Genomic DNA, 12,830 nt, shown 5'->3' with positions numbered 1-12,830 from the left:
GATGAAACTGCTCGAGAACAAGGTCGTCGTCGTCACCGGCGGCTCGCGCGGCATTGGCCGGGCCATCGCGCTCGCGTGCGCGCGGCATGGCGCCGACGTCGTCGTCAATTACTGGGCGAACCCGTTGCTGCCGGCGCAGTCGGATCACGCGCTCGACGCGCTGATCGACGAGATTGGCGCGACCGGCCGGCGCGCGCTCGCGGTGCCCGGCGACGTCGCGCGGCCGGAAACCGCGGACGAGCTGGTCGCGCGGGCCGTCGATGCGTTCGGCCGGATCGACGTGCTGGCGAGCAATGCGGGGATCTGTCCGTTCCACGCGTTCCTCGATCTGCCCGCCGACCTGCTGCGACGCACGATGGAGGTGAACCTGCACGGCGCGTTTCACGTCACCCAGGCGGTCGCGCGCCGCATGGCCGCGCAGGGCGACGGCGGCGCGATCGTCGCGACGAGTTCGATCAGCGCGCTCGTCGGCGGCGGCATGCAGACGCACTACACGCCGACGAAGGCCGGCGTGCACGCGCTGATGCAGTCATGCGCGGTCGCGCTCGGCCCACACCGGATCCGCTGCAATTCCGTGCTGCCGGGCACGATCCGCACCGAGATCAACGAAGCGGATCTCGCGGCGCCCGGCAAGGCCGAGTACTTCGAGCGGCGCATTCCGCTCGGTCGCCTCGGCGAGCCCGACGACGTCGCGGACTGCGTGGTGTTTCTCGCGTCGGACCTGGCGCGCTACGTCAACGGCGCGGCGCTCCTCGTCGACGGCGGCCTCTACGTGAACCTGCAATGACGGGGGCGGACATGGAGACGATCGCGTTCCGGATGCGGCTGCATCCGGGGCAGAAGGACGAGTATCGGCGGCGCCACGATGCGATCTGGCCGGAGCTGGCCGACGCGCTGCGCGCGGCCGGCATGGCCGATTACTGGATCTTTCTCGACGACGAAACGGATTGCCTGTTCGCTGTGTTGAAACGCCCGGCCGAGCACCGGATGGCCGAACTCGCGCAGGCCGACGTGATGCGCCGGTGGTGGGCGTACATGGCCGACCTGATGGCGACGGACGGGGACGGGCGGCCGCTCGAAAAACATCTGGAGCCGATGTTCCATCTGGCGTGATCGCAAGGGGGCGCAATGCAGGTCGTCGATCCACATGTGCATTTCTGGGATGCCGATGCGTTGAGCTACGGCTGGCTCGACCGCGCGCAGCCGGCGTTTTCAGGGCCGGTGGCGGCGCTGCCGCGCGTATACGGCCCGGCCGGCTTGCGCGCGGACGCGGGCGGGATCGACATCCTGAAAGTCGTGCACGTCGAAGCGATCCATGACGCGTGGACAACGCCGAGCGAGGTCGAATGGCTGCAGGCGCTGGCCGACACGCCGGCGAGCGGCGGCATGCCCGAGGGTATTGTCGCGGGCGTCGACCTGTCGCGTGCCGACGCGCCTGCGAGGCTCGAGGCGGCTGCCGCCTTTCCAAACGTGCGTGGCATTCGCCAGGTGCTGAACCGTCACGCGAACCATTGGTACAACTACGTCGATAGCGACCATCTCGACGATCCGGTCTGGCGTGATCATTTCGGCTGGCTCGCGCGGCTCGGGCTGTCGTTCGATCTGCAGCTCTATCCGTCCCAGGTCGAGGCCGCGCTGGCGCTGGTCGACGCGCATCCGGATACCGTCTTCATCGTCAATCACGCGGGCATGTTCGTCGACCGCGACAGCGTGCAAGGCTATCGCGCGTGGCGCGCCGGGCTGCACGGGCTCGCCCGGCGCGAGAACGTCATGCTCAAGCTGAGCGGGCTCGCAATGTTCGATCACCGATGGACGGTCGAGAGCTTTCGGCCATATGTGCTCGAGGGAATCGACGCATTCGGCGCCGCGCGATGCATGTTCGCGTCGAATTTTCCGATCGATCGGCTGCACGCCGGGTACTCGGCACTCTGGCACGCGTATGCGGATATCGTCGCGGGGGCAAGCGATGTGGAAAAGCGGGCGTTGTTCGTCGACAATGCAACGCGGATTTATCGCATTTGATCTCACGGCGGCGCGAACGCCGGACAGCAGCTCATGACCCCGCCAGCGAAGTCGCTGTTGACGGTGGCCTGCCGAACGCTTGCAAGGGACGGTGCGACAGTCGTGGTACCCGCTTCGACATCCTCCGGTAGCCGAAACGCGGCACCTCCTGAGCGGCCGCACTCAATTGTTCGCCCAGACGCCGATCTTTCTCCGGTTGCTGGAGCGTACTGGTCGCCGCCCGGCGACTCAATTTCAGGTAGCAACATGCCTTGCGTCGCGATAGCCCCGCCGAGTCGGGACTTCCAGCGCCTCGCGCCGGCCCGTCGGGGTGCTCACCTTCATGCCGTCGACCACCAGCTCTGCCCGGCGATCGCCGTGTTGCGCGACAAGCCCGTTTGCTCGCTCCGTTGATCCCCGCATCACCAATACCTCAATTTCACTGCTTGCTCCCGAGTCGGCATTAGCGGCAAAAAATGCCATCCATCTTCCACATGGGCAGGCTTACTTCAATGCTCACAGCCAGTGCCGGAAGGTAAGGACAAACCCTCTGGACTTTCCATACGGAAAGTATAAAATCAAGAAAACTGTCCTAATGGAAAGTCTCGGTGCCGAGGATCTCCCCGGCCGCTATTTTTTGCCGTCCGCGCCACGCGCGAACGGCTATGCCTCAATGGAGTACGACTGATGACCAACTATTCCGCCGGCGCCGCCATTTTCATGGGGCCGGAGGCCACCGAATTCGTGACCGAGCCGCTCGGTCACTTTATCGACGGCAGACATGTCCGTTTTGGGGGAGCCCCCTTGTTGCCGGTGATCGACCCGGCAAACGGCCTGGAATTTGCGTCGCTGGAAGACGCCGGGGCCAGCACGGTCGACGTGGCAGTCGAGGCTGCGCAAAGGGCGTTCAAACGCGGATGGGGAGCGAGCGCAGCCGATAACCGCCAAAAGTTACTCCTGACGCTTGCGGACATCATCCAGCAGGACGCCGACACATTGGCCGATCTCCTGAGCGCGGATGTTGGCGCACTGCGTGGCGCGGCCCTCAACTTCGAGGTCGGCAACACGATTCGGACGTTCCGGTATTTCGCAAGCTTGACCGTCCAGATCGGAGGACGCACTACGAGTGCTTCCGATCCGATGCATCGAGACTTCTTTGCCTATACGGTTCCTGAACCCGTCGGTGTCGTAGCCATCATCGTGCCGTGGAATGCGCCGCTCATGATTACCGCCTGGAAAATGGCGGCCGCGCTCGCGGCTGGGTGCACGGTAGTCATCAAGCCCTCGGAGGACGGGTCTTTGGCGGTATGCCGCCTTGCTCATTTGGTCCAGCGGGCAGGATTCCCGGACGGTGTCGTGAACGTCGTCTGCGGGCGCGGACAAACGACGGGCGACGCGTTGCTGAAACATTCCGACATCGACAAGGTAGCCTTTACGGGCTCTTTGGCGGTGGGGCGCCTTATTTACCGTACTGCGGCAAGCCGTATTGCTCGCGTCGGGCTGGAACTCGGCGGGAAATCACCCGTCATCGTCCTACCGTGTGCGGATCTTGATGCGGCCATACCTGGTATCGCGATGGGCGCTTTCGCGAACGCAGGACAGATTTGCGTCGCCGGAAGCCGAGTCATTGTGCCTCGGTCGAAGTACATCGAATTCACCGCCAAGCTGGTTCAGTATGCGCAGTCATTGAAGGTCGGTCCTGGCTTCGATCCTGAAAGTCAAATGGGACCACTCATCTCGGATGCCCAACGTTCGCGCGTGCTGCAGTTCATCTCCAGTGGGCAAGAGGACGGACGCGTCGTGTTTGGGGGCAATCCTCTCGCTCGATCAGGCTATTTTGTCGAGCCGACAGTGATCTGCGATCTCGATCCGCATTCCGCGCTGCTGACGGAGGAGATCTTCGGTCCCGTCATCACTATCGAGCCGTACGACCATCTCGAAGAAGTCGTCACTAACGCGAATGAAAGCAAGTATGGCTTGGCCGCATACGTTTGGGGCACAACCCAAGGCGCTATTCAACGCCTCGCGAAAAACCTGCGTGTCGGGACGGTGTTCGTGAACACCCCGGGTTTTCCGCCTGCCAACGTCCCAACCGGTGGCTACCGGCAATCCGGAGTAGGCAGGGATCTGGGAATCGAGAGTTTGTCGGGTTATCTAGAAACAAAATCCGTCATTTCGAGACTGGACTAACGCGACACTCGCTCGCTCATTCTTTTGATGGTGAAACATGAACGACGGAAAAATTCCGCAATCGCAGTCAGATTCAGCGACTGAGCGTCTTCTCCGCTTGTCGGCGGATAGAAGCGCTCCGCCGACAAGCTGGGTTTACGAGCTCGAGTCGCAATCGCCGGCCGCAAAAATAAAGGCGCAGATATTCGGCAAGCTGTTTGGCTATGTTCCTGTTCCTCGTCCGGAAGTCGGCCGGAGGCTGGGAATGGCGATGTGGGAGGGAGACGCTCTTGCCGACAAGGCAATACTCGAGTTGCGAGAGGCGGGCGCAAATCCGCACGCGGTCATTGAGACGTTGATCACCAGAGGTTTGGAGGGAATCGATGCCCCGTCCGAAGAACTAGTCGCACTATGGAAGCAGGTGAGCACCTTGCCCGACTGGTTGGACTGGGAGAAATTGGAGAAAGGTGCACGCACCTATCGCCGGTATGGCGTACAGGGTTTCAGATTTCAGGGCATCGGTACGCTTGACAGCTATCGTAACGAGAACCTCGCGAAAACGTTGATGTCGACGGGACAGTACTCCGACGATACTGCATTCAAACGATTTCTTCTCACGTGCAACTTCTGGCTGGAGATTTCTGAGCCGGGCGGAATGCGGTTGTTCGAGAAAGGATGGCAAGTTGCAGTTCGCGTGCGACTCCTCCATACGTTGATCCGACGTGCTGTCATCTCGAATCCGAAGTGGGACGCCGATAAGATCGGAATGCCGATCAACCAGGTTGGCCTTCATGCCGCGCCGGTCATCAGCTCGGTGGTACTTGGACATCAGTTGAAGCGGATGGGGTATCGCCCAACCAACGATGAAATCGAGGCGATGATGCACCTGTGGCGATACATCTGTTATGTCATGGGCGCGTCCACGGAGTTCTTCCCGGTAACGTCCGACGAAGGTATTCAAATGATGTTCGACATCTCGAATCTACAGCGAGCTACGGACGACCCCGATGGCATTCGCCTGTGTCAGTCCTTCATCAAAGCATTCGAGCCGAGAAAGAACGTCAAAGGCATCGCGCGAATGATGGCGTGGCTGAAATACTGGGACAATATTGTTCAGGCAGTACTGTTTGTCTCTCCAGAAACTCGTCGACTGATGGGGATGAAAAATCCGACGTTATTCGCAGCACTGACGATATTTGCGATATCACCGATAAATTTCGTGCAAGATTGGCTGCGTCATCGATTCCCGTCGTATGCGGTGCGCTTGGATAACCGAATGCGTCGTCAACGGCGGGCGTGGTTGAAAGAGCACCTCGAAGAATCAGACTTGGTCTATCGACCGCAATCGAAGTACTGACCGAGCGGCAGTCTGGCAGATTCGGGGCCGCGGCGATCCAATAACCCGCAGCGGCTTGCCGCCGAGTGCAAGGCTACGAATTGCCGCCTGCCGAAGCCCCAGTCATTAGAAAATCACAAGCGAGACGATATGTGCGCTCCACGTGCTCCTCCGAGAAAGGTTCAAGCTGCGTTAGCAATCTGAATTCCGGCGCGAGCGAGAAAGCGGCCGTGATTAGTCCGAGCGTGGCGTAATGCAGCTCTCCCGGATTACCCGGCCTGGCCATTCCAGCTTCCTGTGCAGCCCGAATGAGACGCGTCGACATTTCGTAGTACTTGCAGACGTGTTCTTCGAGCATCCATCGAAGGCGAGGACTGTCGTTCCGACCTTCGAGGGTCATGAGGCGATGGAATTCCGGATGTGCTGCCGAGAACCTGACGACATCGCGCAGCATGAGGCGAAGCGTCGTTCCGGGATCAACGCCTTGTAGGCCTTCGAGCCTACGGCTGAAGCGCTCGTCCGAGTCCTTGAAGATCGCGGAGACAACGGCTCTCCAAAGAGTCTCCTTGTTCTTGAAGTGATACACGACCAACTGATGTAGTACATCCGCTTCGTCGGCAATCTGTCGCAATGTTGCGCCCTCGAACCCGACAGATGAGAAGCACTTCAGTGCCGCAGCGATGATGCGAGACCGCGCGGCCTCGGAGGACGGAGTGGGTGGATTGTCGGCGTCGGGCATATTCGGCTTCGGGTTCTTGGCCATTGAAACGTGGTAAGGAATGGGTGCAAGCAGTCAGTTCGACAGGGATTGGATCACCGCGGAAGTATGACGGTCCGACCAGGGACTCGTCCGGATTCCGTAGGCGGTGCCCCGGTTTGGCGATGGCAACGCCGCTTACTACTGAAGATATTGTCGCAGTCCGGACGAAGGTTGTCCAGTTTGATGCTCATATGACTTGATTTAGATCGAATAATAAGTAGTTCAAAATATAGGTTTGGAGGAGATATGAAGATCAGAAGGATTGTTGAAGTCGTGTTGACTTCGTCAGCCTGCGTCGTCGCGGGTACATCGACAACATTTGCGCAAAGCCACGTTACCTTGTATGGGGTTTTGGATGGAGGGATTCTTTTCACAAATAAAACGTACGATCACATATCAGGCAGAGAAGGGGGTCGAGCGGCTGTTGCGAACGATGGTAATGAGGCGCCATCCCGAATCGGCCTGAGCGGATCGGAGCAGTTGGGTGGCGGAGTGGAGGCGATCTTCGATTTGGAGACGGGAATCGACATCTCCAGCGGAAAGATTGCTAACTCGAATGGAAATTTTTTCGGACGCCAGGCCTGGGTAGGGATCAAGGGTGGATTCGGCAACGTGAAGGTGGGATTGCAATACTCGCCTTTTGTCATCGCTTTGGTTAAATCAGATCCACGAGGTGGGACTTTCTTCGGTAGCGGAAGTACGGTCTATGTCGGAAATTTGTATGCAACGGGTTTGTTCAATAAGAACGCAATCTCCTATGAGAGCCCGATGCTATATGGATTTCAGGGCAGCGCTATGATGGGTTTTGGTGGCAAGGCGGGCGATTTCCAAGCCGGTCGGCAGTATTCTGCATCCCTTCATTACGAGAGCCACGGGCTTGGTGTCAACGTTGCAATATATAAGAGTAATCCGGGGGCGCAAATTACATCCCCGGTTCCTGACGGAGTTCCATTCCTGGGAAAGATGGTCGGTGTGAGTTACGACTTCGGGGCTGCATCAGCAAAGTTGCTTGTGGTCGAGTACAAGATAGATAATTCGTTCGATATTCGAATGATCGGTGTGGGAGGTGAGGTAAGGGTAATGCCAACGCTGTATGTTGACGCGGGTGTATGGTTGGCGAGGGACGCTAATCGCTCGGAAAATTCTACATTGATTGTTGGATCGGGATTGCAGTACTTTTTGTCAAAGACCACCCAGGTATATGTTCAAGCAGGCATGGTAAAAAACCGGGGGAGCATGCATACCGGTATGGCGATTAATGGTGCGCTCTATGGTCCGACCGGCACAACATTGGGTGCGGCAATCGGGATAAGACGCGAATTTTGACGTTATCCGGGACGATTCCTGCACGCGATCGCGTTGCAGGATCGCGGGTACCGATCGACAACATTCCCACGGATCCGAGCGGGCATGCCAACCCCCGCTCCGCTTGACAGGAGAAATTTCAATGAATCTCAGTGAGACACGTGGCGTTCCGATATCGCCTGTCGTGAGCGACATGGCGACCGAAGCTGTGTACACGAAGATCAATCGGCGCATTGTGCCGATCCTGATTCTCGCGTACGTCATCGCGTTTCTCGACCGAACGAACATCGGCTACGCCCAGTTGCAGATGAAGCCAACGCTGCCCTGAAGCGAAGCAGTGTACGGCGTTGGCGCAGGAATCTTCTTCGTCGGCTACCTTCTCTGGACGTGCTGCTAGTCGGCATTCTCGCCGCGATTCTAAACGTGGTCGGCGCTACCGGCATGGTGATGATCTCCTCGAGCTCTGACCAGCGACGCGAACGGCGCTGGCACTACGTGGGCGCGATCGCGTGTCTCGGCTTGCTTACGACTGCCGCGTTGAAAGGCAACGTCACAAGCTCGGTGATCGCGCTGTCGGTCTCGCTGTTCGGCATCGCGTCGCTGTCGCCGCTGGTCATGGCGAGCTCGAGCGAGTATCTGTCGGCGCGCTCTGCCGCCGTGGGCATCGCCTTCATCAGCGGCTTCGGCAACATTGGGCCTGCGGTAAGCCCGAGCATCAACGCCGTGATCATCGAGCGCACGCACGATCCGGCTTACAGCCTCTTCTTCATCGTCAGCGTGTATCTGCTGTCCGCACTAGTGTTGATGATTGCGGTGCACCGCTCCCACCGCCAGCAAAGTGCCGGATGACGCACACCATGGGCCGCTCTCGAACGGACCTTCCCATCGCATGTTCGAGCGGAATAACCTGTTCGGCAATGAATTGGCGAGTGCGATCCCGCCGTTCGACGAGATCGGCAGAGAGTTCAAACTCCATTTTGATAAGGGGGCGACTGAATTGTGACGTGACCGCCTGACGCTGGCGGCATGGCTGTTGGAACGAATAGGCCAGGACATCATGTGCCGGGTCGACGGACCCGGCGACAAACATTCTGTTCAAAAGGAAAAGCCGCGGCGAGACAGAAGGCAATGCAACCGGCTTGACTCATACGGAGCATTGTGTCGAGTATGCGCGTCCCTCTCGACTTCGGCCGATCGAGGCGCTGTGCCGTCGGCCCACCGAGAACGTAGATTAAGACGCCGCGCATGCCTGCCTCGGCGCGAAAAACGGCACCGTGCCGATGGCACACGCCGAGTTTCAGGTCAGTCGAACACCGGCGCACGTTTTTCCCGGAACGCGCGGACGCCCTCCTTGAAAGAAGGCTTCTCGATCATCACGCACTGTCGTACGCGCTCGTAATCGAGTTGTTCCTCAAGTGTGTTGGCCTGGGAATGGGCCATTGCGCGCCGGAGTTCAAGAGCGATATGAGCGGGTGCACTCGCGAGGCTGTGTGCGACCTGCAGTGCGACCGCGGAAAGCTGATCGTCGTCGACGCATTGCCAGATCAGGCCCCACTGCGCAGCCACATCGGCCTCAAGCTTGTTTCCAAGCAAGGAGAGCGCCGTCGCGCGGGCGAAGCCGATGCGGCGGGGAAAATGCCAGGTTGTGCCGAGATCGGGAATGAGGCCGAGCTTGGGACAGAAGGAGAGAATGAAAGACGCCGAACGCGCAGCCACGGTGATATCGGCTGCGAGCGCGAAACCCACGCCCGCGCCGGCAGCCACCCCATTGACCGCGGCCACGATCGGAATCGGCAGCTCCTTGAGGTCGACGATCAACGCATTCGTGTGATCGCGCATCGAAGCATTCAGCGATTGTCCCGCTGTCCGAATGCCGTCGCCAGTGGCGAGCGACTCGTTCAACTCGGCGCCGGCGCAGAAACCACGCCCGGCCCCCGTGAGAATCAAGGCTCGCGCCGTCTTCGTTCGGCGTACCTCCGCCAGCGCATCGCGGGCATCCTCGGTGAGTCGATCGGTGATGCTGTTCAATGTCTCCGGGCGATTCAGCGTGAGTGTCGCGATAGAACTCTCGAATGAGAGCGTTACTGTTTTGTCGGTCATGCGTTGTATCCTCCCGTCGGATCCGTTAATTGTTGGATCGCCGATAGGCTTCCCGCAGCTTGTATTTGAGGAGCTTGCCGGCGGCAGAAAGGGGAAGTTCACTGCGGAACTCGATGCTGCGCGGACACTTGTAGCTGGCGATCGACTCTCGGCAATGCGTTCGCAAGTCCTCGATGCCAACCGTATGACCAGGGCGTAGCACGACAATCGCGTGCACGATTTCGCCCCACGTTTCGTCGGGGATGCCAACGACGGCGCAGAGTTGTACGGCAGGGTGAGTGAGGATTGCGTTCTCAACCTCCGTCGAATAGACGTTCTCGCCGCCGCTGATGATCATGTCCTTGATGCGGTCGGTGACGTAAAGAAAGCCATCCGCGTCGAGGTAGCCGATATCGCCGGTGTGCATCCAGCCGTTACGCAGCGCCTTTGCCGTCTCCTCGGGTTTGTTCCAGTAGCCGAGCATCACGCCTGGTCCCCGCACGGCGATTTCACCCGCAATGCCGGTCAAACAGTCCACGTCTGTCGCCAGATCGACGATCCGTATTTCGCAGGCGGGAGCCGGCCGGCCTGCTGCCTTGAGCTTCGGACCGCCAATGACATGACAGGCGGCCGGAAGCATCGCCGAGACTGGCGACGTTTCCGTCATCCCATACGCTTGCATGAACTGGCTGGATGGAATGCGTTCCATCGCGCTTTGCAGTAACGACGCGTCGATCGGGGCCGCGCCGTAAATGATGTTCCTGAGGCTGCCGATTTCATGTTCGGAGAAGCCGGGTTCATCGAGCAATACCTTGAGCATCGTCGGCACGATGAAGATTTCGTTGACTTGATGCTTGGCAATGTCAAGGAGCGCCGCTTTTGGATCAAAGCCCGGGTGGATTACCTGTGTCGCGATGCGCGTCATGGACTGCAATACGAAGCTGAGCGCGCCGACATGAAAGAGCGGTGCGATCTGCAAGACGGTCTTCACTTCCGGACGAGGTGCGGCGGCGAGAGACGAAAGAACGTTGCTTACAAGGTTTGTGTGGGACAGCATCACCCCCTTCGGGGAACCGGTGGTGCCACCCGTGTAGAGAATCGCAGCGAGATCGTGTCCGTTGCGCATGCTGTCGGGAAGCGGTCCGTTCGTCTGCACGAGCTGCTCGTAATTCAGCATTCCTGTCGGTGTCTCGGCGTCGCCGCAGTAAATGACTGTCCGGATACGGGGGCAGCGCTGACGTAAGCGCGCCGCCGTACCGATAAAAGTATCGTCGACGAGCAGCACCTCGGTTTCGCAATCGTCTATTGAATAGGCGATTTCCGCGATACTCCATCGCGTATTGACCGGATTGAGCGTTGCGCCCGCCCAGAGCGTTCCGAAGATGTATTCGACATAGCGATCGGAATTGAGCGCGAGCATGGCGACACGATCTCCCGTCGAAACCCCCTGATTGCGCAGTGCCCGGGCCAAGCGAGCGACGCGGTCGATGAGTTGGGAAAATGTCGTTGTGCGCTGCGCAAAAATCGTCGCAACGCCAAATGGATTCTCGCGGGCTGCCTTGTGCAACGACTGGGTCAAATACACACACTGTCTCCCGATATCGATGTTGATGGAATTTTAGATCCGGGCAGTGGGTTGATACGTCGTCGGAAACGATGATTTTGTGCGTCCTTGCCGATCTGGCTCGACCGCTGGGCGCATCTCGTCGCTTCCGACGAAGCAGCCGCCGTTCACATCCCTCAGAATGATTCAATGACCTGGAGACAAACACATGGAACGCCTGATCTTTGAGCCCGAGCACGAGAGTTTTCGCGAATCTGCGCGCCGCTTTTTCCAGCGCGAGATTGCTCCGCATTCCGAGCGATGGCGTGACGCGGGCTGTGTCGACCGCGACGCTTACTTGAAACTTGGATCTCACGGGTACCTCCTGATGTGGGCCGACGCCGCCTTTGGCGGTGCTGGCGTCGACGACTTCCGATACGATCAGATCCTGATCGAGGAGAATGCCCGTTTCGGCGATTCCGGTTTCTATTTTCCGCTGCATTCCCGCCTCGTCGGCCCCTATATCGGCCGCCTCGGCAACGAAGCGCAGCGTGCGCGTTTCCTGCCCAAAGCCATTACCGGCGAAGCGATTCTCGCCGTGGCGATGACGGAGCCGCAAACGGGCTCCGATCTGGCCGGCATCCGCACGCGCGCCGAGAACAAGGGGGACCACTGGCTGCTGAACGGCTCCAAGACGTTCATTTCCAACGGCATCCTCGCCGACTGTATCGTCGTGGCAGCGCGTACGTCGACCGACAATCCTCGAAGTCTTGGGCTGTTCGTGATCGAGCGCGGAATGGAAGGTTTCGAGCGAGGGCGAAAGCTCAAGAAAATGGGGCAGCCGTCTCAAGATACGGCGGAACTGTTCTTCGACAACGTCAAGGTGCCGAAGGAGAACGTGCTGGGCGATCCGACCGAAGGCTTTCGCTACCTGACCCGGCACCTCGCCGAGGAGCGCCTCGTCGGCATGTGCGGCTATTTGGCAAACGCTCAGGTTGCGTTCGATCTCACTCTCGATTACATCAAGGAGCGAAGGGCGTTCGGCCGCCCGATCGGCACGTTCCAGAATTCGCGTTTCATGATGGCGCAGATGCGCGCCGAGATCGATGCACTGCAGACGTTCGTCGATCAATGCGTGATGCAGCACAACGCGGGCAGGCTGACCGCTGAAACCGCTGCCGCAGGAAAGCTGCTCGGCTCCGAACTGGAGTGCCGGATGGTCGATGTTGGCGTGCAGTTGCACGGCGGTTCCGGCTATATGGAGGAATACCGCATCTGCCGCATGTACACCGACGCAAGAATCTCTCGAATTTATGCGGGAACGAGCGAAATCATGAAGGAAATCATCGGGCGCAGTTTGGGGCTCGACGATCGCAAACTCGGCTGAACGTCGCGAATTGCGGGCGGATGGTGGTGCCGGCATCGGCGCTTGGCAGCACCAGCAACATGCGGTCAAGCGGCCGACAAGTCTATCCAGTCAAATTGCGCAAGACTCCTGCTTTGCGAAACAGCGTTGCTCGTACGGCGAAGAACGCCACACGTCCGGACGGTGGGGTTTTGCTACACTCGATCGGTCGCCACGCTTCTCTTTCTTTGCAGATGGCTTCATCGTCGATTCCGGCACGGCATGTGCCGAG

At 59.4% G+C, this 12,830-nt stretch carries 12 protein-coding genes and 1 pseudogene; 9 read left to right on the top strand and 4 right to left on the bottom strand.

Translation table 11 applies throughout. From position 1 onward, the window contains the following. The first annotated feature begins 1 nt into the window (after position 1). Genes SB786_RS02690 through SB786_RS02680 form a run of 3 tightly spaced genes read left to right on the top strand, consistent with a single transcriptional unit; the run spans position 2 to position 2,022 of the window. Complete coding sequence (locus SB786_RS02690) at positions 2 to 787, top strand: SDR family NAD(P)-dependent oxidoreductase (RefSeq protein ID WP_410726060.1); 786 nt, start codon at positions 2 to 4, stop codon at positions 785 to 787. An 11-nt stretch (positions 788 to 798) separates the two neighbouring features. Next, positions 799 to 1,113, top strand: a complete 315-nt coding sequence (gene rhaM / locus SB786_RS02685; RefSeq protein ID WP_410726185.1) for an L-rhamnose mutarotase — start codon at positions 799 to 801, stop codon at positions 1,111 to 1,113. A 15-nt stretch (positions 1,114 to 1,128) separates the two neighbouring features. Next, the gene (locus tag SB786_RS02680) at positions 1,129 to 2,022 is read left to right on the top strand and encodes an amidohydrolase family protein (protein ID WP_410726059.1); all 894 of its coding nucleotides are present in this window, start codon (positions 1,129 to 1,131) and stop codon (positions 2,020 to 2,022) included. A 115-nt stretch (positions 2,023 to 2,137) separates the two neighbouring features. Here the strand turns inward: SB786_RS02680 and SB786_RS02675 are convergent. After that, a pseudogene (locus SB786_RS02675) lies at positions 2,138 to 2,424 on the bottom strand (IS3 family transposase); the annotation flags it as partial. A gap of 264 nt (positions 2,425 to 2,688) precedes the next feature. On the opposite strand from SB786_RS02675, the gene SB786_RS02670 reads away from it, so the two are divergent. Beyond that, a complete protein-coding gene (locus SB786_RS02670; protein ID WP_410726058.1) occupies positions 2,689 to 4,191 on the top strand; it encodes an aldehyde dehydrogenase family protein in 1,503 nt (500 codons plus the stop codon). A 37-nt stretch (positions 4,192 to 4,228) separates the two neighbouring features. Next, entirely contained in the window at positions 4,229 to 5,527 is a 1,299-nt protein-coding gene (locus tag SB786_RS02665) for an oxygenase MpaB family protein (protein WP_410726057.1), read from the top strand. Positions 5,528 to 5,600: 73 nt separating this feature from the next. Here SB786_RS02665 and SB786_RS02660 read toward each other — a convergent pair whose 3' ends face one another. Continuing rightward, the gene (locus SB786_RS02660; RefSeq protein ID WP_410726056.1) at positions 5,601 to 6,269 is read right to left on the bottom strand and encodes a TetR/AcrR family transcriptional regulator; all 669 of its coding nucleotides are present in this window, start codon (positions 6,267 to 6,269) and stop codon (positions 5,601 to 5,603) included. 243 nt (positions 6,270 to 6,512) lie between these two features. Here SB786_RS02660 and SB786_RS02655 point away from each other — a divergent pair, with 243 nt between their 5' ends. The 3 genes from SB786_RS02655 (at position 6,513) to SB786_RS02645 (ending at position 8,420) form a co-directional block, all read left to right on the top strand. Continuing rightward, on the top strand, positions 6,513 to 7,592 hold the full coding sequence (locus SB786_RS02655) for a porin (protein WP_410726055.1): 1,080 nt from the start codon (positions 6,513 to 6,515) through the stop codon (positions 7,590 to 7,592). 172 nt (positions 7,593 to 7,764) lie between these two features. Next, positions 7,765 to 7,899 (top strand): hypothetical protein, encoded by a 135-nt coding sequence (locus SB786_RS02650; RefSeq protein WP_410726054.1) that lies wholly within the window; start codon positions 7,765 to 7,767, stop codon positions 7,897 to 7,899. A gap of 113 nt (positions 7,900 to 8,012) precedes the next feature. Further along, positions 8,013 to 8,420 (top strand): MFS transporter, encoded by a 408-nt coding sequence (locus SB786_RS02645; protein WP_410726053.1) that lies wholly within the window; start codon positions 8,013 to 8,015, stop codon positions 8,418 to 8,420. A gap of 453 nt (positions 8,421 to 8,873) precedes the next feature. Here the strand turns inward: SB786_RS02645 and SB786_RS02640 are convergent, their stop codons facing one another. Then, positions 8,874 to 9,671, bottom strand: a complete 798-nt coding sequence (locus SB786_RS02640; RefSeq protein ID WP_410726052.1) for an enoyl-CoA hydratase-related protein — start codon at positions 9,669 to 9,671, stop codon at positions 8,874 to 8,876. A 25-nt stretch (positions 9,672 to 9,696) separates the two neighbouring features. Then, positions 9,697 to 11,235: a long-chain-fatty-acid--CoA ligase gene (locus tag SB786_RS02635; protein WP_410726051.1), complete on the bottom strand. Its 1,539-nt coding sequence runs from the start codon at positions 11,233 to 11,235 to the stop codon at positions 9,697 to 9,699. A gap of 187 nt (positions 11,236 to 11,422) precedes the next feature. On the opposite strand from SB786_RS02635, the gene SB786_RS02630 reads away from it, so the two are divergent. After that, a complete protein-coding gene (locus SB786_RS02630) occupies positions 11,423 to 12,580 on the top strand; it encodes an acyl-CoA dehydrogenase family protein (RefSeq protein ID WP_410726050.1) in 1,158 nt (385 codons plus the stop codon). Positions 12,581 to 12,830: the final 250 nt, after the last annotated feature.

Origin of the sequence: Burkholderia sp. SIMBA_062 (assembly GCF_046534765.1) — a bacterium.
Classification (GTDB): domain Bacteria; phylum Pseudomonadota; class Gammaproteobacteria; order Burkholderiales; family Burkholderiaceae; genus Burkholderia; species Burkholderia ambifaria.
The sequence above is the reverse complement of the archived record's forward strand: the minus strand, read 5'-3'. Positions and strand labels throughout refer to the sequence as shown.